The organism is Mycobacterium zoologicum (assembly GCF_020181635.2).
Lineage (GTDB): Bacteria > Actinomycetota > Actinomycetes > Mycobacteriales > Mycobacteriaceae > Mycobacterium > Mycobacterium zoologicum.
Genome location: NZ_JAYJJS010000007.1, coordinates 92,283 through 114,625 on the forward strand (window position 1 = coordinate 92,283; position 22,343 = coordinate 114,625).

19 protein-coding genes and 1 pseudogene are annotated in these 22,343 nt (G+C 67.0%); 8 read left to right on the plus strand and 12 right to left on the minus strand.

The genetic code is table 11. From position 1 onward, the window contains the following. Positions 1–4: 4 nt before the first annotated feature. From K6T84_RS08265 to ku, 3 genes are all read right to left on the minus strand, one after another. Positions 5–796, minus strand: a complete 792-nt coding sequence (locus tag K6T84_RS08265) for an SDR family oxidoreductase (protein ID WP_224864633.1) — start codon at positions 794–796, stop codon at positions 5–7. A gap of 66 nt (positions 797–862) precedes the next feature. Continuing rightward, positions 863–1,648 (minus strand): alpha/beta hydrolase, encoded by a 786-nt coding sequence (locus K6T84_RS08270; protein ID WP_224864634.1) that lies wholly within the window; start codon positions 1,646–1,648, stop codon positions 863–865. Positions 1,649–1,713: 65 nt separating this feature from the next. After that, positions 1,714–2,559 (minus strand): non-homologous end joining protein Ku, encoded by an 846-nt coding sequence (gene ku, locus K6T84_RS08275; RefSeq protein ID WP_224864635.1) that lies wholly within the window; start codon positions 2,557–2,559, stop codon positions 1,714–1,716. 36 nt (positions 2,560–2,595) lie between these two features. Between ku and K6T84_RS08280 the strand changes: the two genes are divergently transcribed. Both K6T84_RS08280 and K6T84_RS08285 read left to right on the plus strand, forming a co-directional pair. After that, a complete protein-coding gene (locus K6T84_RS08280; RefSeq protein WP_225401544.1) occupies positions 2,596–4,860 on the plus strand; it encodes an ATP-dependent DNA ligase in 2,265 nt (754 codons plus the stop codon). A gap of 3 nt (positions 4,861–4,863) precedes the next feature. After that, positions 4,864–5,811: pseudogene (locus tag K6T84_RS08285) on the plus strand (fumarylacetoacetate hydrolase family protein); the annotation flags it as partial. Between the two features lie 6 nt (positions 5,812–5,817). Here the strand turns inward: K6T84_RS08285 and K6T84_RS08290 are convergent. The 5 genes from K6T84_RS08290 to K6T84_RS08310 form a co-directional block, all read right to left on the minus strand. Continuing rightward, positions 5,818–7,956 carry a cellulase family glycosylhydrolase gene (locus tag K6T84_RS08290; RefSeq protein ID WP_225401545.1) on the minus strand — a complete coding sequence of 713 codons (2,139 nt, stop codon included), beginning with the start codon at positions 7,954–7,956 and terminating at the stop codon, positions 5,818–5,820. A gap of 64 nt (positions 7,957–8,020) precedes the next feature. Beyond that, complete coding sequence (locus K6T84_RS08295; RefSeq protein WP_224864638.1) at positions 8,021–8,167, minus strand: hypothetical protein; 147 nt, start codon at positions 8,165–8,167, stop codon at positions 8,021–8,023. A gap of 126 nt (positions 8,168–8,293) precedes the next feature. Then, a complete protein-coding gene (locus K6T84_RS08300; protein ID WP_224864639.1) occupies positions 8,294–9,166 on the minus strand; it encodes a TIGR03619 family F420-dependent LLM class oxidoreductase in 873 nt (290 codons plus the stop codon). Between the two features lie 39 nt (positions 9,167–9,205). Beyond that, positions 9,206–9,919, minus strand: a complete 714-nt coding sequence (locus K6T84_RS08305; protein ID WP_225401546.1) for a DUF4873 domain-containing protein — start codon at positions 9,917–9,919, stop codon at positions 9,206–9,208. Next, positions 9,916–10,818, minus strand: a complete 903-nt coding sequence (locus K6T84_RS08310) for an AurF N-oxygenase family protein (RefSeq protein WP_224864641.1) — start codon at positions 10,816–10,818, stop codon at positions 9,916–9,918. Before K6T84_RS08310 ends, K6T84_RS08305 begins: the two co-directional genes overlap by 4 nt. A gap of 194 nt (positions 10,819–11,012) precedes the next feature. Between K6T84_RS08310 and K6T84_RS08315 the strand changes: the two genes are divergently transcribed. The 5 genes from K6T84_RS08315 (at position 11,013) to K6T84_RS08335 (ending at position 16,162) form a co-directional block, all read left to right on the plus strand. Then, on the plus strand, positions 11,013–13,757 hold the full coding sequence (locus K6T84_RS08315; RefSeq protein ID WP_225401547.1) for a helix-turn-helix transcriptional regulator: 2,745 nt from the start codon (positions 11,013–11,015) through the stop codon (positions 13,755–13,757). A gap of 64 nt (positions 13,758–13,821) precedes the next feature. After that, positions 13,822–14,097, plus strand: coding sequence for a hypothetical protein (locus tag K6T84_RS08320; RefSeq protein WP_224864643.1), 276 nt, complete (start codon positions 13,822–13,824; stop codon positions 14,095–14,097). A 56-nt stretch (positions 14,098–14,153) separates the two neighbouring features. Then, on the plus strand, positions 14,154–14,546 hold the full coding sequence (locus K6T84_RS08325) for a phage holin family protein (protein WP_224864644.1): 393 nt from the start codon (positions 14,154–14,156) through the stop codon (positions 14,544–14,546). Between the two features lie 5 nt (positions 14,547–14,551). Then, the gene (locus K6T84_RS08330; protein WP_225401548.1) at positions 14,552–15,403 is read left to right on the plus strand and encodes an Fpg/Nei family DNA glycosylase; all 852 of its coding nucleotides are present in this window, start codon (positions 14,552–14,554) and stop codon (positions 15,401–15,403) included. A 9-nt stretch (positions 15,404–15,412) separates the two neighbouring features. After that, a complete protein-coding gene (locus tag K6T84_RS08335; RefSeq protein ID WP_225401549.1) occupies positions 15,413–16,162 on the plus strand; it encodes an SDR family oxidoreductase in 750 nt (249 codons plus the stop codon). 89 nt (positions 16,163–16,251) lie between these two features. On the opposite strand, the gene pgi is transcribed toward K6T84_RS08335, so the two are convergent. Next, positions 16,252–17,913, minus strand: a complete 1,662-nt coding sequence (pgi, locus tag K6T84_RS08340; RefSeq protein WP_225401550.1) for a glucose-6-phosphate isomerase — start codon at positions 17,911–17,913, stop codon at positions 16,252–16,254. 13 nt (positions 17,914–17,926) lie between these two features. Continuing rightward, on the minus strand, positions 17,927–18,178 hold the full coding sequence (locus tag K6T84_RS08345; protein WP_225401551.1) for a chorismate mutase: 252 nt from the start codon (positions 18,176–18,178) through the stop codon (positions 17,927–17,929). A gap of 72 nt (positions 18,179–18,250) precedes the next feature. Here K6T84_RS08345 and pcrA point away from each other — a divergent pair, with 72 nt between their 5' ends. Then, positions 18,251–20,572 (plus strand): DNA helicase PcrA, encoded by a 2,322-nt coding sequence (pcrA, locus tag K6T84_RS08350; RefSeq protein ID WP_224864649.1) that lies wholly within the window; start codon positions 18,251–18,253, stop codon positions 20,570–20,572. Here pcrA and K6T84_RS08355 read toward each other — a convergent pair. After that, the gene (locus tag K6T84_RS08355) at positions 20,569–21,102 is read right to left on the minus strand and encodes a hypothetical protein (protein WP_224864650.1); all 534 of its coding nucleotides are present in this window, start codon (positions 21,100–21,102) and stop codon (positions 20,569–20,571) included. The two genes, pcrA and K6T84_RS08355, sit on opposite strands and share 4 nt — an antisense overlap. A 9-nt stretch (positions 21,103–21,111) precedes the next feature. Next, positions 21,112–22,038 carry a M23 family metallopeptidase gene (locus tag K6T84_RS08360; protein ID WP_224864651.1) on the minus strand — a complete coding sequence of 309 codons (927 nt, stop codon included), beginning with the start codon at positions 22,036–22,038 and terminating at the stop codon, positions 21,112–21,114. Positions 22,039–22,343: the final 305 nt, after the last annotated feature.

Consider the following 22,343-nt stretch of genomic DNA (forward strand, 5'->3'; position numbering starts at 1 on the left):
TCCTTTACAGGTCGGGGATGGGCAGATCGAGATTCGGGAACGTGATGCCCCCGTCGACTTCGAGCACCTTGCCGGTGAGGTAACTACCCGCCGGTGAGGCCAAATAGACTGCCGCAGCGGCGATGTCGTCCGGCTCGCCGAGCCGACGCAGCGGGGTCACCTTCTCCATCGGCGCGCGCAGTTCGTCGTTGGACGCCACCACATCCAGCGCCGAGGTGAGGATGGAACCCGGCGCGATCGCGTTGACCCGGATTCGTGGGCACAGGTCCATCGCGGCGAGCCGGGTGTAGTGGGCGAGTGCGCCTTTGGCGGTGCCGTAGGCGGCGAAGCCACGCCCGGCCAGGCGCCCCATGGTCGAGGTGATGTTGATGATCGAGCCGCCGCCGGAGTGCTCCAGCATCAACGGCACCGCGGCGGTGGTCAGTGCGTGCGCGGTACCGACGTTGAAGGTCAGCGCGTCTTTGAGGTCTTTGGTCGAGGTGGTCAGCAGCGTGTTGGGCATCGTCCCGCCGACGTTGTTTACGACGATGTCGAGCCTGCCGAACGTGGCGACGGCCTCGCCTGCCAGCTTCGCGGTCTCCTCGGGATGGGCCAGATCGGCGACGACGATGTGGGCTTTGCGCCCGGCGCGTTCGACCTGTTCGGCGACGGTCTCTAGTTGGGATCGGGTGCGCGCGGCGATGACGACGTCGGCGCCGGCTTGCGCGAATGCCACCGCGATTGCCGCGCCAAGGCCACGGCCTGCGCCGGTGACGACGGCGACTGAGTTGTCGAGTCGGAATCTGTCGAGGATCACCTAGGTACGCTAACAAGGATGGGCCGCCAGTTGAACCCCTTTTCTGAAACATGTTCTAATTCGGGGTCACAGGTGATTTCTAGCAGTCCAGTCGTCGATTTGGCCCATGGTCGCCGGTAGCGCTTCCCCGGAAAAGACCAGGTGGTCTGAGCGGGGAACCTGGACGTAGCTTCCCTGCTGGTAGCGAGCTGCTGTTTTAGGAGCGACCTGCGGCGGCACAACACGGTCGTATTCGCCCCGGATCACCAGCACCGGTGTGGTGACCGCGGCGAAGTCGACGGTGGTGACTTTGCCGCGGTCCAGGAACGGGAACACCAACTCGCAGTAGGCACGCCCCGATTCGCACACCAAGCCGGCGTGGAACTCGCGAGCGGCTTCCTCAGTCTGAGCGTTGGCCACCCACCGCCGAAACCGCTGCCACGTAGTGGGATACAGCGGTTTGGTCCACGGCCTTGGCTGCAGAAAGTGCCTCCCGAAGAGGCTCCCGAAGCTATGCAATGTCGCGGGAGTCGGGGCGAAGATACCCGCCGCGGGTGACGGGCAGGCTGCGACGACGCCGGCATGGCGGGTGCGTGCGGCGACCAGCTGCGCCAGCAGCCCACCCAGTGACAGTCCCACCAGAAGCGGTGGCGATTCCAGCGAGTCCACCAAGGCAACGAGGTCGTCGGTGTAGTCGCGCATGCTCAGTGGCGCAACCTTACCGGCGCCTTCCTCCACGGGTAGTTCGTGATAACGCAGCGTCGGGGTGTGCGCGGTGTAACCGCGCTCTTCGAACGCCGTCCGGGCGCTGTCCCAACTGTCGCCACGGGCCCATGTGCCGTGGATGAGTACGACGTGCTTCGTGTCGGACACAAGAATCAGGATCGCACCCGCCACGGCAGACCGCGCCCGTAACCGGGGAGATGCGGCGAAGCAGATCAGGACTTTTTGGCCGGCGCTTTTTTGGCCGGGGTCTTCTTTGCTGGCGCCTTCGTCGACCGTTTCTGCACACTGGCCTCCAGCTTGGCGAGCAGGTCGGACACGTCCTCGGTGGCATCCAGTTCGGCGGGCCGGTCCTCGGGCGTGAACGCCTCATCGCCTTCGAGTTTGGCCGCGATCAGCTCGTGCAACTGCTCTTGATAGGTGTCGTGGTAGCGGTCGGGATCGAAGTCGTCTGCCATCGACTCGACCACCTGCCCGGCCATCTTCAGCTCGGCGGGCTTGATCTCCACCTTGGTGTCCAACACGGGGAAGTCGGGGTCGCGGATCTCGTCGGGCCACAGCAGGGTGTGCACCACCATGACCTCGCGCTTGGAGAAGTCTTTGACCCGCAACGCCGCCAGCCGGGTCTTGTTGCGCAGGGTGAAGTGCACGATCGCCACCCGATCTGTCTCGGCGAGTGTCTTGGCCAGCAGCACATAGGATTTGATCGATTTCGAGGCCGGCTCCAGAAAATAGCTGCGGTCGTAGAGCATCGGGTCCAAATCGCCGGCCGGGACGAACTCGAGGACCGCGATCTCATGGTCGCGTTCCTCGGGAAGGTTCGCGATGTCGTCGTCGGTGACCACCACCATCCGGCCGTCGTCGGATTCATAGGCCCGAGCGATGTCGGCGTAGTCGACGACTTCGCCGCACTCCTCGCACACTCGCCGGTAGCGGATCCGGCCGTTGTCTTTGGCGTGCACCTGACGAAACTTGATGTCGTGGTCCTCGGTGGCGCTGTAGACCTTCACCGGCACGTTGACCAGACCGAATGCGATCGAACCCTTCCAGATGGAACGCATGAGGCCAGTATGCCCAGCTCGACGTAGGTTGGCAGCATGGTTGCGCCGTCGAGGGTGAAGCTGACCAACGCCGACAAGGTGCTCTATCCGGCCACCGGCACCACCAAAGCCCAGGTTTTCGACTACTACACCCGCATCGCGGCGGTGATGCTGCCGCACATCGCGGGACGCCCGGCCACGCGCAAACGGTGGCCCAACGGTGTGGCGCAGGCGGCGTTCTTCGAAAAGCAGCTGGCCGCTTCGGCGCCGCAATGGCTGCCGCGAGCCGCGTTGCAGCACCGCTCCGGGGTCACCAGCTATCCGATCATCGAAGACGTCGACGGCCTGGCCTGGATCGCCCAGCAGGCGGCTTTGGAGGTTCACGTACCGCAGTGGCGCTTCGAGGCGCAGTGGAGCCACGGCGGCAAGGTGCTCAAACCCGGGCCGGCGACCCGGCTGGTGTTCGATCTGGACCCCGGCGAGGGTGTGACGATGAGCCGGCTCGCCGAGGTGGCGTGGGCCATCCGGGACCTGATGGCCGAGCTCGGCCTGGAGACCTTCCCGGTCACCAGCGGCAGCAAGGGCCTGCACCTCTACGCCGCCCTGGAGCGCCCGGTGAGCAGCACCGGCGCGGCCACGGTGGCCAAACGCGTCGCCCAGCAACTCGAAAGCGCGATGCCCGAGCTGGTGACCGCGACCATGGCCAAGAAGCTACGGGCCGGCAAGGTGTTCCTCGACTGGAGCCAGAACAATGCCGCGAAGACCACCATCGCGCCGTACTCGTTGCGGGGCCGGGAACACCCGACGGTCGCCGCCCCGCGGACCTGGGCCGAACTCGACGACCCGGACCTGGCCCAGCTGCGCTACGACGAGGTGCTGGCCCGCCTCGAGCGCGACGGCGACCTGCTGGCCGCGCTGGATGGCCCCCTGCAAAGCCAAGATCGCCTTGCCGTCTATCGGTCCAAGCGTGACGCCGGCCGGACGCCCGAACCGGTACCGGCCGCGGCGCCGGCTCCGGGCGAGGGCAACAGTTTCGTCATCCACGAGCACCATGCCCGCCGGCTGCACTATGACCTCCGGCTGGAGCGCGACGGTGTGCTGGTGAGCTGGGCGGTGCCCAAGAACCTGCCGGAGACCCCGTCGGTCAACCATCTTGCGGTGCGCACCGAGGACCATCCGCTGGAGTACGGGGCGTTCGAGGGCACCATCCCCAAGGGTGAGTACGGCGCCGGCACGGTGCGCATCTGGGACAGCGGCAGCTACGTGACAGAGAAGTTCGAGGACTCCGAGGCCAAGGGTGAGGTGATCGTGGTGTTGTCCGGCAGCCGGATCTCCGGGCGCTACGCGCTGATCCGGACGGGCGGTGACCAGTGGCTGGCGCATCGGATGAAGGACCAGCAGGCGTTCGCGTTCACCGAGCTGGCCCCGATGCTGGCTACTCACGGCGACGTGGCCCGGTTGGATCCAGATCGGTGGGCCTTCGAGGGCAAGTGGGACGGCTACCGGCTGCTGGTGGAGGCCGATCGGGGCCGGGTGCGGCTGCGTTCGCGCAGTGGGCGCGACGTCACCGCCGAATACCCGCAGCTGCGGTCACTGGCCGAGGGCCTTACCGAACATCACGTGGTGCTCGACGGCGAACTGGTCGCCCTCGACGACACCGGTGTGCCGAGTTTCGCGGGCATACGGCACGGGGCCCCCTTGCAGTTCTGGGCCTTCGACCTGCTCTACCTGGACGGCCGGCCGTTGCTGCGGGCGTCCTACCGGGACCGTCGGCGGCTGCTCGAAACCCTGTTGCAAGGCACGGATCTGGTGGTCCACGATCTGTTGGGTCCCAGCGGAGACGACGCCCTCGAACAGTCCCGCCGGCTCGGTTGGGAGGGTGTGGTCGCCAAGAAGTGGGATTCGCCCTATCAGGCCGGGCGGCGTTCGACGGCATGGGTGAAGGAAAAGCACTGGCTTACCCAGGAGGTGGTGATCGGCGGCTGGCGCGTTGGGGAAGGGGCACGGGGCGGCGGGATCGGCTCGCTGCTGATGGGCGTTCCCGCCGGGGACAAGCTGACGTATGCCGGCCGAGTGGGAACGGGCTTCACCGAGCGCCAATTGGCCGACCTGAAGAAGATGCTGATGCCATTGCGTACGAAGGAATCACCGTTCGGGGAACCGCTGTCCCGGCCGGATTCCCAGGGCGTCACGTTTGTGGAACCGACGATTGTGGGGGAGGTGCGCTACAGCGAGCGAACCGCCGACGGGCGGCTGCGGCACCCGAGCTGGCGCGGTCTGCGGCCCGACAAGACCCCCGCAGACGTGGTGAGTGAGGATTGACCGGTGCGATGGGTGACCTATCGAAGTGAGGACGGCGAGCGGACCGGGGTGCTGAACGGCGACGTGATCCACGCCGCGGACCCCGGTGTGACGCTGCTGGAGTTGATCGGCCTGGGCGCGGACGGCCTGCGTGATGCGGGGGAGCGTCTGCTGAGCACGCCGTCGGCCACGGTGCGGATCGACGAGGCGACGCTGATGGCGCCGATACCTCGCCCGCCGTCCATCCGGGACAGCCTGGGCTTTCTGCAGCACATGCGCAATTGCCTGGTGGCCACCGGCCGCAGCCCCGAGCTAGACGACATGTGGTACCGCATCCCGGCGTTCTATTTCGCCTGCCCGGCAACGGTTCTGGGACCGTTTGACGATGCGCCGATGGCACCCGGAAGTGCCTGCCAGGACTTCGAATTGGAGGTTGCCGCGGTGATCGGCACTGCCGGGGCCGACCTGAGTGTGGAGCAGGCCGAGCGGGCCATCATCGGCTACACCATCTTCAACGACTGGTCGGCACGCGATCTGCAGGGCATGGAAGGCCGGCTGGCGATCGGTCAGGGCAAAGGCAAGGACAGCGGTGTCACGCTGGGGCCTTACCTGGTGACTCCCGACGAACTTGAGCCGTACTACCGCGAAGGCCGGCTGAGCCTGCACGCCACCGCGATCGTCAACGACGTGATCGTGGGCATGGGATCCACCGGCGCCATGGACTGGAGCTTCGCCGAGATCATCAGCTACGTCTCGCGCGGTGTGCCGCTGACACCCGGTGACGTCATCGGCTCCGGCACGGTGCCCACCTGCACGCTCATCGAGCATCTCGATCCTGGTGCGCCGCAGTCATTTCCGGGCTGGCTGACCGACGGTGACGTGGTGACCCTGCAGGTGCAGGGCCTGGGTGAGGTGCATCAGACGGTGCGTGCCGGAGCTGCTCCGGTGCCGCTGGCCGAGCGCCCCCGGCCCCAGACACTATGACCGCGGGTTGAGCGTCACGCTGACCGTGGACGCACCGGAGTCGGAGCTGATGGTCAGCACCGACGCGTTCGGTCCCGAGGTGACGTGTCCGCCGGTGACCGTCGCGGTGTAGCCGTTCGGGTACTGGCTGGTCGGCACCGAGATGGTGGTCGTCGAACCCGCGCCGAACGCACCGGAGCCGTCGGCGTGATCGGTGGAGTAGCTGAACGAGAACACGCCGTCGAAGAACGACACCGAGGTCGGGGTGCCCGAGATCAGTTGCGGGTAGGGCTCCGACAGCGCGGTCAGCTTGTCGAAGTTGACATTGTCACCGACCGGCGGCTGGCTGGGGTCCAGCACCAGGGCCTGGCCGTTCGGTGATGCGCTGGTGATGTCGTTGCCGGTGTAGGCCCACTCGGTCCAGCCCCACAGGTACTTGTTGGCGGCCTGCATGCTCGCGGTGATGGTCGGAATCGTGTTGGTGGCGCCGAACTCGGTCAGCAGCGCCGGGATGTTGTGCGCCTGAGCGTAATCCGCCGCGTTGCCGAACACGACGTCGGCGTTCAGATCGCAACCGAAGCTGGCGTCGGGGATCAGAGACGTCGTGATGCAGTAGCTGTGGAACGAGAAGACGGAGTTCTCGTCGTCGACCTTGCCGAGGTGAGTCGGCACCGGCAGGCTGCCGAACAGCGTGGTGGGCTCGAAGAACACCGTCTTGTTCGGGTCGACGGACCTGATCGCCGCGTCGATCTGGTTGTAGAACGGGGTCAGCTGCTGGGCCTCGAAGTACGGATTGCCGAATAGGCTCCCCAGCCAATTCGTTCCCGCCCACGGCTCGTTCATGATCTCGTAGCCGCCCACGTTCGGGTCACCCTTGAAGTAGTTCGCGACGGCCTGCATCGTCAACGCGTAGTGGTTCAGCAATCCAATGCCATCGGATGCTTTGTCGTTGCCCCAGAACGCATCCCAGGCATGGTTCTGCGCAGGGTTGAGGAAGTAGTTGCCCGGGAAACCCATGTCGGGGTTGTAGAGCCCGCCGCCGTCGGTCGCCCAGTCGGGTGCACCCTCGCCGCCGAACTCCTCGTTGTAGAGGTCCTGGTGCATGTCGAGGATCGCGATGATGTTGTGCCGGGCCAGCATGTCCACGGTGCTCTGGATCGACGCCAGGTAGGTGTAGTCGATCACCCCGGGCTCCGGCTCGACCCCGGACCAGATGACACCCAGCCGCACCGCGTTGAAGCCGTTGGCGGCCAGGAACGCCGCGTCGTCATCGCTGAATCCGTCGGCAGAGGGCTCATACGGCGGAATTTTGTAGACCTGGTTGAGTCCGTGCAGCATGACGACCTGGCCGTCGGCATTGGTGAGCCAGCCGCCCGACACCTCGACTGGCGGAGCCGTCGTCCCGCTGATGCCGCCCGGAAGCGTGCCGAAATCACCGGCCGCGCCGTGGGTTCCGTACCAGAGTCCGGGGTTGCCGCCGGCGCCGCCGAGTGCGGGCAGTCCCGCCTCGGTGGCACCGTCACCGGCGTCGCCGCCGTGTCCTCCGTTGCCCATCAGCCAACCGCCGGTACCGCCGTCACCACCGGCGGCTCCGACGCCCCCGTCTCCGCCCGCGCCGCCCTCGCCGAAGAGCCCGGCGGAACCGCCGTGGCCGCCGGCCACGCCGTCGGTGGTGCTGCTCCAGCCCGCACCGCCGTCACCGAACAGCCAGCCGCCTGCCGCACCGTCGGGGTGGGTTTCGGTGCCGGGCGCGCCGTCGCCGATGACGGTCGATCCGAAGATCTGGTTGATGACGGCGTTGACCTGGGTGCCCAGCGGGCTGGCGATCCACTGTTCGGCGGCGTCATGCAGCCCGGTGTAGAAGTCGAATCCCACCGCCGTCCCGGGCACCTCGGCCAGGGCGGTCAGCGCGGCGTCCCAGTGCCCGGCGGCCAGGAAGGTGTCCCACGCGCCCGCATCGAACAGCGCGTCCCCGTCGAGAGTGCCCGCGGCGGTCAGGAACGGTGCGAACAGCATGTCCATCATGTCGTCGACGTCGGCTCGGGCCGGCGCGGGGGCCAGAGGCGACAGTGCCAAAAACGCTGCGATCCCGGCAACCTGGGTACCGACGACCTTGCTGCGGCGACGAACCATCCCGGTGGCCCCACTTCCCATGACGCGGAGAATTCTGAGTTGCGTCTGAGAATGTTAAACGATTCGTCTCACAAAACGGAAGGGTTCAGCACTGGGTGGCGTCGCGGATCCACTGGCGCCGCGCATCACTCTGGCCGGCCTCGGACGCGGCGGCCCGCAGCACGTGAACGGCTCGTTGGTAGTCGCCCTCAGCGGCCCGGGGGGGAGTCGGCAGGCAGGGTTGGGTCTTCATCGTGTACCTCCCGCAGGTCATGCGATGAGATCGGCACTATTCGACCCATCCAACGTCGGCGGGCGCGAAATCTATCCCACCGACGCAGTGAGCCTGCCCACGCCGGGCGTCATGGTGTGACCGGTGTCACCCGGCCTTGGCGATGACGTGCTCGGCGAACCGCTCAAGGTTGCGGATCTTGTTCTCCAGCGGCTCGGTGTCGGGCCCCATGATGTAGGGCACCCGGAAACCCACGATGACGTCGGTGACGCCTTTGTCCTCCAGGCGCTTGATTCCGTCGAGGGTGAATCCGTCCACCGAGATGACATGGATCTCGAATGGATCGCCGGCGCGGCCCTCCTCTTCCCGGAGCTGCCCCAGCCGGGCGATCAGGCCGTCGAGCTCGGCCGGGTCGCCTCCGCCATGCATCCAACCGTCGTGGCGTGCCGCCCTGCGCAGCGCGGCTTCGGCATGGCCGCCGATCAGGATCGGGATCGGCTGAGTCGGGGCCGGGGCCATCTTGGTCTTGGGGATGTCGTAGAACTCGCCGTGGAACTCGAAGTAGTCGCCGGTGGTGAGGCCCTGGATGATCTCGATGCACTCATCCATCCGCCTGCCACGCCGGGCGAACGGCACGCCCATCAGGTCGTAGTCCTCCGGCCAGGGGCTGGTGCCCACGCCCAGTGCCAGCCGGTTGTTGATCATCGAGGCCAGCGAGCCGGCCTGCTTGGCCACCAGGGCCGGCGGGCGGATCGGCAGCTTGATCACGAACGGGGTGAACCGCAGCGTGCTGGTCACCGCGCCGAGCGCTGCGATCAATACGAACGTCTCGATGAAAGCCTTGCCGTCCAAGAACTCTCGGTTGCCGTCGGGGGTGTAGGGATACTTCGAGTCCGACTCGAAGGGATATGCAATGCTGTCCGGGATCGACATGCTGTGGTATCCGGCGGCCTCGGCGGCCTTGGCGAGCGGAACGTAGTAGCTCGGGTCGGTCATCGCCTCGGCGTAGGTGAAGCGCACGTGGTCTCCTCGATGGTCGCTACGGGTATTCCCCGCAGCTTAGCCCCGAGGCGGTATCGCGATCCGCACCTGTTCGGGGTCCTCCAGGGGATACGGCGGGTAGCCCGCGGCACCCACCACCGTCAGCGTGCCCCACGGTGTCCGCTCGGCGATGCGCCCTTGCGCGGTGTGCTCGCCTACCCGGATGCTGACCTTGGAGCCGGTCACATTGGCGCCCGGAAGATCAGTGAAAAACATTCCCTGCCAATGGTATTGACCGTCGATCGGGTCGAAATGCCCGGCCAGCTGAACCCGGGAGGGGTAGTCCTGGCCATTGTGGGTGACCACGGCCGGCCCGTCGTAGACGTCGTCGTCGCGGGAGCCCGCCAACCCGGTGAGATAGAACCGGGAGAGCCCCCGCGTCGGCAACAGGGGCCGAACCCGCAGCCTTGGCGAGCGGGATTCGATGCGGGCGGCCCCGCTGCGCTGCAGGGCGTCGACGAGCCGGGCCACGTACCGGGCCTGCCGGCGGGTGTGCGGCCCCGGGATCCGGAACCGGTTGGGGATGCCGTGCGCGGCGACGACGTCGTCGGCCGAGGCGACCGCGTCGATGAGAACTCGGGCGGTCACCTCGTCGCCGTCGGTGGTGGTCACCGTCCACGTCTCGGTGTCGCTGTCGAAGCGGGTGCTCGTCGCCGACTCGACGGTGAGCGCGCCTTCCAGCAACCCGTGCAGGCGTGCCGGGTCGCCCAGCACGATCACATCCGGGCTCACAGGAAGCCGGCCCGCCGCCACATCCGCCGGGCCAGGCCGCCCATCAGCCCGACCTCTTCGAAGAACGCCGCCAGCGGCGCGAACGCCGAGCGGGACGCGGCATGGAAGTGCGGGTTGGCCCGCGCTACCCGGCGGGCCTCGCGACCGTCGAGCCCGACCCGGCTGTAGACGATCGGCAGGGTGAACAGGTGGCGGTAGAACGGTCCGCCGACACCCTGCAGATTGGCCAGCAGCATCCGGCGGTAGCGCGGCATCACCGGCACGCTGCGACGCAGACCGTCGCGGGCGTACTGGATGTGGCGGGCCTCCTCGGTGACGTGGATGCGCATCACCCGCCGCACGATCGGCTGGATGTCCGGGTCGTCGAGGATCTGGCGCTGCAGCGCGTCGAAGATCTCCTCGCCGACCAGCGCTGCGCCCCACAGGATGCTGCCGCGGAACAGGAACGGCAGGGCGTTGATGGCGATGCGCTGGTAGCGCTTCGGGCGCACCGGTACGCCGCCGATCCGGTCGATGGTCTTACCGAACATCAGCATGTGCCGGGTCTCATCGCCCAGCTCGGTCAGCGAGTAATGCGTGGTCCGCGCGGTGGGGTTCTTGTGCATCATGTCGCGCAGCAGTGCCTGGTTGAGGATGTTCTCGAACCACACCCCGGCCGACAGCACGTTGACCAGTTCCTGGCGCGACATCTCGATCTGCTGCTCGCGGGTCATCGCCTCCCACAGTGGCGTGCCGTAGAGGGTGCACATCCGCGGCGGCAGGAAGAACTTGTCCGGGTCCACCGGGGCGTCCCAGTCGATGTCGACCACCGGCGCGTAGGACTTCTTGACCGAACCCTTCAAGAGCCGCTCGGCGAATTCCTCCCGAGTCGGTTCGCTGGGTCGCACCACAGTGGTCATCGCAGGAGTCCTCTCTCGCTTCGGTTCTGAAGAAATTAGGAGCCGTCACCCCGCATGTCAATACCGACGGTACCGGATACTTTCGGTTCTTGCGTGACGGCCGTCACGGCAGTTCGGCGGCCCAGGAGCGTTATCGTCCAAAATCTTGGAATTGTTGTTAACAAGACGGGCTTTTGTCTGTAAAAATATTGCGCATGCGGGCTGGTTTGGCAGATCGAAGGGCCGAGTCAACGGCCCTGACAGCCTTCCTTGATCGCACGCTGTCAAAGCCCGGAGTGCTGGTGCTCGAAGGCGAAGCCGGTATCGGTAAGTCCACCCTGTTGTGGGAGGCAGCCGAGGCCGCAACCGAGCGAGGGTTCCGGGTGCTGTCCGCTTCGGGCGCACCGACCGAAGTCAGCTACGCCTACGCCGCGGTGGCCGATCTGCTGGCGACTGTCGTGATACCGGGGGACTTGCCGGAGGCGCAACGCGCCGCGCTGGAGCAGATCCAGCTTGGTGGTGGTGACGGACCCGCCGGCAATGAGCGGATGGTGGCCACCGCGTTCCTGGCGGTGATACGTGCGTCGGGTTCGCAAGCGCCGGTGTTGCTCTGCATCGACGACGCCCACTGGTTGGACGCCTCCAGCCAGGCGGTGATCGGGTACGCCGCGCGACGGCTGACCGGGCGGGTCGGGTTGCTGCTCGCAATTCGGACCGGCTCGGTGAACCCCGTCGACATGAGCTGGTTGAGTGCCGCGCGCCCCGACGCTGTGGTACGTCTGCCGATACGTCCGCTGACTCTGGGCGGTGTGCACACTGTGGTGTCAGCGCGGCTGGGACACACCTTGCCGCGCCCGGCGATCACGCGGATTCACGAAATATCCGGTGGGAACCCATTTTTCGCCCTCGAACTGGCTCGGTTCATCTCGGAGGCCCCGGAACAGTCCGACGTACAACTACCCGACAGCCTGGCGGCCCTGGTGCGTGAGCGCATCGGTCAGCCCGACGAGGAGGTCGCTGCGGTGTTGTTGGCCGCCGCCTGTGCAGCGTTTCCGACCGTGCAGCGGGTGGGTCTGGCCACCGAGCTCAACCCCGATCGGGTCGTCGAACTGATCGAATCCACGCAGGCGCGCGGGGTGGTCCAGATCGACGGCAGCCGGATCCGATTTCGCCATCCACTGTTCGCCACCGGTGTCGTCCACGCGGCCGGGCCGTCGGCACGCCGGGCAATGCATCGCCGGTACAGCGAGTTCGTCCACGAGCCCGAGCTCAAGGCGCGGCACATGGCGTTGGCGGCGACGACCAACGATCCGGACGCCGTCGAGGCGCTCGACGTGGCCGTCGAGTTCACCCGAACACGCGGTGCCCCGGCGGTCGCCGCCGAACTGATCGAATTGGCCATCAAACTCGGCGACGACACGCCGGCGCGGCGAATGCGGGCCGCCGAACAGCAATTTCGTTCCGGAGCCTTCGCGTCGGCGCGTACCCACCTGCACTCGATCCTGGACAAGGCGTCGACTTCGAGCGAATTGCGCTGCACGGCGTTGATCGCGCTGGCAGCGATCACCGGCTACGAAGGCAGCTTGGTGGTGGCCGCTGATCTGCTGACTCAGGCTATCGACAAGGCCGCCGACTACCCACTGCTACAGCTACAGGCCCGCCTGCTGATGGTACCGGTGGCCAGGGTTATCGGCCACGGCCAGGAGTCGATTGAACTCGCGAATATTGCTGTGGCGCAAGCTGATCAACTTGGCATAGCCGGATTGCGCAGCCAGGCATTGACGATTCAGGCCCTGGTGCGCTTCTGGTTCGGTCAGGGACTGGACCCGGACTCGCTGCAGCTGGCGGTGGATTCCGAGGACCCTGCCGGCGGTCCCGCGGCGGCGTACCGTGCCGGCGTCGTCGCGCCGGTGATCCGTTCCTGGGCGGGAGAACTCGTCGATGCTCCCGGACAGATCCGCGCGCTGCGCCAGCGGCTTGCCGAAGGCGGAACCGAGACCGACATCCTATGGATGGACGACTACGCCGCGATGGTCGAACTCTGGCTGGGCAACTACGGCGAGGCGGGAGCCATTGCCGACGAGGCCGTGCAGCGCGCTGAGCTGATGGGCACCAAGATGGTGCTGGTCTGCGCGTGGGCGCGTCAGGCATCGGTGGCCGCGTACACCGGGCGCGTCGATGAGGCCCGCTCGGTTGCGCGCACGGCACTGGAGGCAGCCCGAGCCATCGGCGACGCACTGCACACCGCGGCGGTGACGGCGACGTGCGCGTTTCTCGAGGTGTCACTGGGCGATCATGCGGCTGCGATCAAACTGTTGGAGCCGCTGCTGGCTTCCTTCGATCCAGAGCACGGCACCGAGATCGTCGTCGGCTCGTATCTGCCTGACGGCGTGGAGGCATTGGCAGCGGTGGGGCGCGCAACTGAGGCCGAGCCGTTGGTCGCCGCGCTGGAGCGTAACGGTGCCCGGCTTGATCGGCCGTGGATGCTGGCGGTGGGCGCCCGTGGCCGCAGTCATCTCTTGGCCGCGCGTGGTGAGCTCAATGCCGCCGAACAGGCTGCCCAGGAAGCGCTGCGACATCATGAACGGCTGCCGATGCCGTTCGAGAAGGCGCGGACTCAGCTGTTGTTGGGGCAGGTGCAACGCCGACGCCGGCGCCGGCAGGTCGCGGAGGCGACGTTGCGTGCGGCGCTGGAGACCTTCGAGTTGTTGGGTGCGCCGTTGTGGGCGCAACGCGCCCGTGCGGAGTTGGCGCGGCTGACTCGCGCGGCCGGGGGTGGCGGGCTGACCCCAGCCGAGCATCGAGTCGCGCAGCTGGCCGCGGCAGGACTGTCGAACAAGCAGATCGCCGCCGAGTTGTTCATCGCCCCCAAGACCGTGGAGATGGCGCTCGGCAGCGTGTACCGCAAGTTGGGAATCCGGTCTCGTGGTGGACTGTTCGCGGCGCTCAACGCTGAATGACGTCCAGCCAATGCCAGGGAAATCCCTGGTTCGCTGAGAGGGTTTTCCCCCTAGTGTCAGCGCCATGGGTGACAGCCGGTCGGCGCGTCAGTGTTTCCTGGTCGAGTGGTACCAACCCGATCCTCTCGAATCGGCCGTGGATGCTGCCATCGATCGGCTCGTAGGCGCCGCGGCTGCCGTGCACGCGCAGTTGCTCCTCACGTTGACCTCGCCCAGCGACGAAACGCTGTTCGGGGTCATCGTCGCGGATTCCGCTGAGGTCGTAATCGCGATGTGCCGGCAGGCCGGATGGCACGTCGATCGGATCACCGCCGGGGTGCGGGCCCGGATCGGCGGCTAGCGAGAGCGGCTACGAACTCACCCCGCACCGACGCCGCACCGAGTAGTTTTGCGCCCATGGGAACATTCGTCGTTCGCGCATGCCTCACCGGACTCGCACTGTGGGTGGTCACCAAGATCGTCTCGGGGGTCACGTTCGTCGGCGGTGACACCACGCTGCAGCGGGTGGGCATCATCTTCGTGGTGGCGTTGGTCTTCGGATTGGTCAACGCCTTCATCAAACCGGTCGTGCAGCTGCTGTCGATCCCGCTGTACATCCTCACGCTGGGGTTGTTCCACATCGTGGTGAACGCGCTGATGCTGTGGATCACTGCGTGGATCACCGACAACACCACGCACTGGGGGCTGCACATCGCCGACTTCTGGTGGGATGCCATCTGGGCGGCGATCGTGCTGTCCCTGGTGAGCTGGGTGCTCTCACTGGTGGCGGGGCGCGCGGCCCGGGCCTGACGGCGGTGCCGGAGCTGCCCGAAGTCGAAGCACTTGCCGACCATCTGCGTCGGCATGCGGTCGGCTCGGTGGTCAGCCGCATCGATGTGGCGGCGCTGTCGGTGCTCAAGACCTTCGCCCCGCCGATCGACGCACTGCACGGCCAGACCGTCACCGACGCGCACCGCTGGGGCAAGTACCTCGGCATGCAGGCCGGCCCGCTGTATCTGATCACTCATCTGTCGCGGGCCGGCTGGCTGCGCTGGTCGGATGCGCTGGCGCCGGCGCCGCTGCGGCCCGGAAAGGGGCCGATCGCGCTGCGGGTGCACCTGGGTGGTCCCGGCTTCGACCTCACCGAGGCCGGCACTCAGAAACGGCTGGCGGTGTGGCTGGTCGACGACCCGGCCACAGTGCCCGGCATCGCCGGGCTCGGTCCCGACGCGCTGGCGCTGACGGCCGAGGACTTGGCTGGACTGCTGGCCGGCCAGACCGGGCGGATCAAGAACGTCATCACCGATCAGAAAGTGATGGCCGGCATCGGCAACGCCTACAGTGACGAAATTCTGCACACCGCAAGGATTTCTCCGTTCGCCACCGCATCCAAGCTGTCCGCCGAACAGCTTGCCGCTCTGCACGACGCGATGCGGTCCGTGCTCGCTGACGCGGTGACGCGCTCGGTGGGGCAGCAGGCCGCGACGTTGAAGGGTGAGAAGCGTTCGGGGCTGAAGGTGCACGCGCGCACCGGGCTGCCCTGCCCGGTCTGCGGTGACACGGTGCGCGAGGTGTCGTTCTCCGACAAGTCCTTCCAGTACTGCCCGACGTGTCAGACCGGCGGCAAGGTGCTCGCCGACCGGCGGATGTCGCGGCTGCTCAAGTAGGCTGCCGCCGTGACCCGTCAGAAGATCCTCATCACCGGGGCCAGCTCCGGTCTGGGTGCCGGCATGGCCCGCGCATTCGCCGCGCGTGGACGTGACCTGGCCTTGTGCGCGCGTCGTACCGACCGGCTCGATGAGCTGAAAAGCGAACTGACGCAGAAGTATCCCGAGATCACGGTGGCGGTGGCGGCGCTCGACGTCAACGATCACGACGAGGTGCCCCGGGTGTTCACCCAGCTTGCTGATGAGCTCGGTGGGATCGACCGGGTAATCGTCAACGCCGGCATCGGCAAGGGCGCCCGGCTGGGGTCGGGCAAGCTGTGGGCCAACAAGGCCACCATCGAGACCAACCTGGTTGCCGCGCTGGTGCAGATCGAGACAGCGATCGAGATGTTCAACGCCGCCGGCGGCGGCCACCTGGTGCTGATCTCTTCGGTGCTGGGCACCAGGGGCGTGCCGGGTGTCAAGACCGCCTACGCCGCCAGCAAGGCCGGGGTGTCGTCGCTGGGGGAGTCGCTGCGCGCCGAGTACTCGCACGGCCCGATCAAGGTCACGGTGTTGGAGCCGGGCTACATCGAATCGGAGATGACGGCCAAGTCGGGCTCGACCATGTTGATGGTGGACAACGAGACCGGGGTCAAGGCGATGGTGCGCGCGATCGAGCGCGAAACCGGGCGGGCGGCGGTACCACCGTGGCCGTGGGCTCCGCTGGTGTGGCTCTTGCGCCTGATGCCGGCGCGGTTCACCAAACGCTTCGCCTGAGCCCCCATTTTTCCGCCCACCGTGCAGAAATATCCAGCCTCACCTGGGGTTTTGGCGGACAATTCTGCACGGTCGCGGTGGGGGCGGTGTCAGGCCCGGCCGCGTTCGGCGCGATAGCGGCGGACCAGAGCGTCGGTGGAGCTGTCGGTCTGCGGCTGCGGGGCGGCATCGGCGGTCAGTACCGGCAGCAGCTCCTTGGCCTGCGTCTTGCCCAGTTCCACGCCCCACTGGTCGAACGAGTCGATACCCCACACCACGCCCTCGGTGAACACCTGATGCTCGTAGAGCGCGATCAGCTGGCCCAGTACCGACGGTGTCAGCCTGTCGGCGAGAATCGAAGTGCTGGGCCGGTTTCCGGGCATCACCTTGTGTGGAACAACCTGGGCGGGTGTGCCTTCACCCGCGATCTCCTCGGCCGTCTTGCCGAACGCCAGCACCTGGGTCTGGGCGAAGAAATTGCTCATCAGCAGGTCGTGCATGCTGCCGCTGCCGTCGGCGGTGGGCAGGTCATCGACCGGCGTTGCGAATCCGATGAAATCGGCCGGCACCAGCCGGGTGCCCTGGTGCAGCAGTTGGTAGAACGCGTGCTGGCCGTTGGTTCCCGGTTCCCCCCAATAGATTTCACCGGTGTCGGTGACCACTGCAGATCCGTCGGCGCGGGTCGACTTGCCGTTGGACTCCATGGTGAGCTGCTGCAGGTAGGCCGCGAAGCGGTCCAGGTCGTTTGAGTAGGGCAGCACCGCGCGGGACTGGGCGCCGAAGAAGTTGGAGTACCACACCCCGATCAGGCCGAGCAGGGCTGGTGCGTTGGATTCCAGTGGGGCGGAGCGGAAATGGGAGTCGACGAGGTGGAAACCGGACAGGAACTCCGCGAAGCGTTCCCGGCCGATCACCGCCATCACCGACAGGCCGATCGCCGAGTCCACCGAATAGCGTCCCCCGACCCAGTCCCAGAAGCCGAACATGTTCGCGGTGTCGATGCCGAAGTCCTCGACCCGCTCGGCGTTGGTGGAGACCGCGACGAAATGCTGTGACACCGCGTCGTCGCCCAGGGCGGCGGTCAGCCAGCGGCGGGCCGCGGTGGCGTTGGTCAGCGTCTCCAGCGTCGAGAACGTCTTGGAGGCCACGATGAACAGCGTGGTGGCAGGGTCCAGGTCCGCCAGCTTCGCGGTGAGGTCGGCCGGGTCGATGTTGGAGACGAACCGCGCCGAGATCGCGGCGTCGGCGTAGTGGCGAAGTGCCCGGTAGACCATCACCGGGCCCAGGTCCGAGCCGCCGATGCCGATGTTGACGACGCATCTGATGCGCTTTCCGGTGGCACCGGTCCACTGCCCGCTGCGCAGCCGGTCGGTGAAGTCACCCATCGCGTCGAGCACCGCGTGGACGTCGGCGACGACGTCCTGGCCGTCGACGCTCAACTCGGCATCGCGCGGCAGCCGCAGAGCGGTGTGCAGCACCGCGCGGTCCTCGGAGGTGTTGATGTGCGCGCCGGCGAACATCGCGTCGCGGCGGTCCTCCAGGCCGGCCGCCCGGGCCAGGTCGACCAGCAGCCGCAGTGTCTCGTCGTTGACGCGGTGCTTGCTGTAGTCGATGTAGAGGTCACCGACGGTGACGGTGAATTTGGTGCCGCGTTCCGGATCTTCGGCGAAGAACTCGCGGAGGTGGGTGTCGTTGATCTGCTGGTGGTGTTTGAGCAACGCGTTCCAGGCCGGCGTGGTGGAGATGTCGGGGATCTGGGGAACGGTAGTCATACTCCGACAGTAGCTAGTGGCCCAGCCGGCCGCGGCCCAGCCTCAGCAGCAGCATCGCCAGATCCTTGCCGTCCTCGCCGAGCTCGCTGTAGCGCTCGAGCACCTTCATCTCGCGGCTGTGCACCAGACGGGTGCCGCCGGAGGCCATTCGGGCCTTGCCGATCTCCTGCGAGATCTCGGTGCGGCGTTTCACCGCGGCCAGGATCTCGGCGTCGAGGCGATCGATCTCCCGGCGCAACTCATCGATGTTGGGTGTGGCGAGCACGAATCGAGTCTGCCACCAACGGCCGTGCCAGCGCAAAGAGTGTCACCGTGCGGCGGTACGTTGGGTTGCGTTATGAGTGTGCACGCGACCCAGCAGACCGACCACCTCCTTGAGGGGCTCAACCCGCAACAGCGCCAGGCCGTTGTGCATGAGGGCTCGCCGCTGCTCATCGTCGCAGGAGCCGGGTCGGGCAAGACGGCGGTGCTCACCCGGCGCATCGCCTACCTGCTGGCCGCGCGTGATGTCGGCGTGGGGCAGGTGCTGGCGATCACCTTCACCAACAAGGCCGCCGCGGAGATGCGGGAGCGGGTGGTGTCGTTGATCGGCCCGCGGGCCCGGGTCATGTGGGTGTCGACGTTTCACTCCACCTGCGTGCGGATTCTGCGCAACCAGGCCTCGGTGGTGCCCGGCCTGAACTCCAACTTCTCCATCTACGACGCCGACGATTCGCGGCGGCTGCTGTTGATGATCGGCCGTGACATGGGCCTGGACGTCAAGCGGCACACACCGCGACTGTTGGCCAATGCGATCTCCAACCTCAAGAACGAACTGATCGACCCGGACCGCGCGCTGGCCGAGCTGACCGAGGACTCCGACGACCTGAGCCGCGTGGTGGCGGGCGTCTACGTCGAATATCAGCGCCGGCTGCGCTCGGCCAACGCGCTGGACTTCGACGACCTGATCGGCGAGACGGTCGCCATCCTGCAGGCGTTCCCCGAGATCGCCCAGCACTACCGCCGCCGGTTCCGGCACATCCTGGTCGATGAGTACCAGGACACCAACCACGCGCAGTACATGCTGGTGCGCGAGCTGGCGGGGCACGGTTCTGAAACGGGCGACATCCCGCCGGCGGAGCTGTGCGTGGTCGGTGACGCCGACCAGTCCATCTACGCCTTCCGCGGCGCGACCATCCGCAACATCGAGGACTTCGAACGCGACTACCCGGACGCGGTCACCATGCTGCTCGAGCAGAACTACCGCTCCACGCAGAACATCCTGTCCGCGGCCAACGCGGTGATCGCCTACAACTCGGGCCGCCGGGAGAAGCGGCTGTGGACCGACTCCGGCGACGGTGAGCTGATCGTCGGCTACGTCGCCGACAACGAACACGACGAGGCGCGCTTCATCGCCCAGGAGATCGACGCGCTGACCGAGGCCGGCACGGTCAACTACTCCGACATAGCGATCTTCTACCGCACCAACAATGCGTCCCGGTCACTGGAAGAGGTGTTCATCCGCGCCGGTATCCCGTACAAAGTCGTTGGCGGCGTTCGCTTTTACGAACGCAAGGAGATCCGCGACATCATCGCCTACCTGCGAGTGCTGGACAATCCCGGTGATGCGGTGAGCCTGCGGCGAATTCTCAACACCCCGCGTCGCGGCATCGGCGATCGCGCCGAGGCGTGCGTATCGGTGCACGCCGAGAACACCGGCACCGGATTCGCCGCCGCCCTGCGCGCCGCCGCCGACGGACAGGTGCCGATGCTCAATACCCGCTCGCAGAAAGCGATCTCGGGTTTCGTCGCGATGCTCGACGAACTGCGAGCACACCTGAACACCTGCGACGACGACCTCGGCGGGCTGGTCGAGATGGTGCTGGACCGCACCGGCTACCGCGGCGAACTGGAGTCCTCCACCGATCCGCAGGACCTGGCCCGGCTGGACAACATCAACGAACTCGTCAGCGTCGCACACGAATTCAGCATCGATCGGGCCAATGCACTCGCTGAGCAGGCCGTCGGCGGCGCCGATATGGACGAAGCGGAGGATGTGCCCGACGTCGGGGTGCTGGCAGCCTTTCTGGAGCGGGTCTCGCTGATCGCCGACACCGATGAGATCCCTGAGCACGGCTCCGGGATGGTCACGTTGATGACCCTGCACACCGCCAAGGGCCTGGAGTTCCCGGTGGTGTTCGTGATCGGCTGGGAGGACGGCATGTTCCCGCACATGCGCTCACTCGGCGACGCCCGCGAGCTGTCCGAGGAACGCCGATTGGCCTACGTCGGCCTTACCCGGGCACAGCAGCGGCTCTACCTGAGCCGGGCCAAGGTGCGCTCGTCGTGGGGACAGCCGATGCTGAACCCGGAATCACGCTTCCTGCGGGAGATCCCGCAGCAGCTCGTCGACTGGCGGCGCACCGAAGCCACCGCCGGGCCGAGCGCCCCGGTCAGCGGGGCCGGCCGGTTCGGCTCACCACGGCCGGCACCGTCGCGGTCGGGCAACCGCCCGCTGCTGGTGCTGGCGGCCGGGGACCGGGTCACGCACGACAAGTACGGTCTGGGCCGGGTCGAGGAGGTGTCCGGGGTGGGAGAGTCGGCGATGTCGCTGATCGATTTCGGCAGCTCCGGGCGGGTCAAACTGATGCACAACCACGCGCCGGTCAGCAAGCTCTAGAGCAGCCACCGCCGGGTGACCGGGTGCAGCGCGGCCACCACGGTCGCGATCTCGAGGACCGGGATCACCTGCACGATCCACGGAACCCGGGCACCGGCGATGAACAGGCTACCGAAGGTCAGCAGGGCCACCACAGCACCGACCGCGATCAGGTAGCGGCCCAGCGGGCGGCGCAGCAGCAGCATGATCACCCCGGACACCGTCGTCGTCGCGAACACCAGGCTCAAAAATGTCACCGCGACGCAGAACAGCCGATCGGTGTGCCACCAGCTGGCGATCAGGTCGGTGGACACCACCGAGGTGGCCCAGCAGCCGAGCAGGGCGAGCACGCACGTGATGATCGGCAGGACGGCCGACGAGGGTTGGAGACCGACCGGCTGGCCTGTCACGGCCGACGGCGGCTGCAGCGGCGAGGACGACCGCATGGCGCCGGTGACGATCGGGATGGCGCCGGTGGGGGCACGACGAATGATGCGGCTGGGAGAGGTTGCCGGATTCGCGCCGGTGGGTGGTCGGTGAGGGTCGGTCACCCAACCAGGTTAGGCGAAGTTGATGCCGCGCTTGGCGAGCCAGGATGCCGGGTCGATCCGGCTGGTGCCGTTCTGCAGAACCTCGAAGTGCAGATGCGGGCCGGTGGAGTAGCCCCGGTTGCCCATCTCGGCGATCTGGTCACCGGCCATGACACGCTCGCCGACGCTGACCAGCGACCGGTTGATGTGGCCGTAGAGCGTCACCGTGCCATCGGAGTGCCGCAGCTTGACCAGCATGCCGTAGCCCGCGCTGGGGCCGGATTCGATCACCACGCCGTCGGAGGCCGCGAGGATCGGGGTGCCGATGGAGTTGGCGATGTCGATGCCGGCGTGCAGCACACCCCAGCGGTAACCGAAGTTCGAGGTGAATGCGCCGTGGGTCGGTGCGACGAACAGCGGCCGCTGCAGCCGGGCCTCGCGCTCGGCGCGCTCCTGGGCGAACGCCACACCCTTGGCCAGCTCTTCGTTGTGCACGACGACATTGGCGGCCGCCTTGACCGTGATCATCTGCATGCCGCGGTTGGAGGTGGTCGTGGTGGCGTCGTCGAGGACCGTCTTGCTGGCGGCCAGCACCGCGGGCCGGTTGACGGTATCACCCGACGGGTGGGTGGCGGCGTGCGCGGCCGCAGCAGCTGCCCCGGCGGCCATCGCGGCGATCATCACGCGGCTCTTGACGGCACCGGCCGGCTGCCCGCGGTGCTTGCCCCGAGTCGGCCGCTGGGCGTACTCGTCCGGGTAGCCGCCGCGCGGGAACGCCAGCCGCAGCACCGGCATGTTGTCGGTGTCGGTCAGGTCGTCGAGCTCGGGGGCCGAGAGGACCTCCGCCGACGCGTCGTCGAAGGGGAGGTCACTGAACGCGGCACCGAGGCGGCCGTTGAACGGCAGGACCTCGGTGATCTCGGCGGGGTCGAGTTCCGAGGGGCGATATGCACGCATGTCAACGTCAGCCCGACGGCGGGGCATGGCCCCACCCGGAAACGAACGCATGGTTGTACCGCGCTGCATCTGCCTGGGAGTTCCTCTGGTCGTGATCAGAACGTTATAAAGACCTAGACCTGGAGACGGTAACCACTGGGCGGGGTTCCTGGCAAGCCATCGGCTGAATCCGGGGATTGAATGTGAACCGAATCACTAATTTCTGGTGGTGAGATGTGCCACAGCACTGGTAGGCGAGGAGGGAACCTCGGCGCCGGGTCGATACAGTGCGATCGGAGTTAAATCCTTATGAACCCGACAGTTGC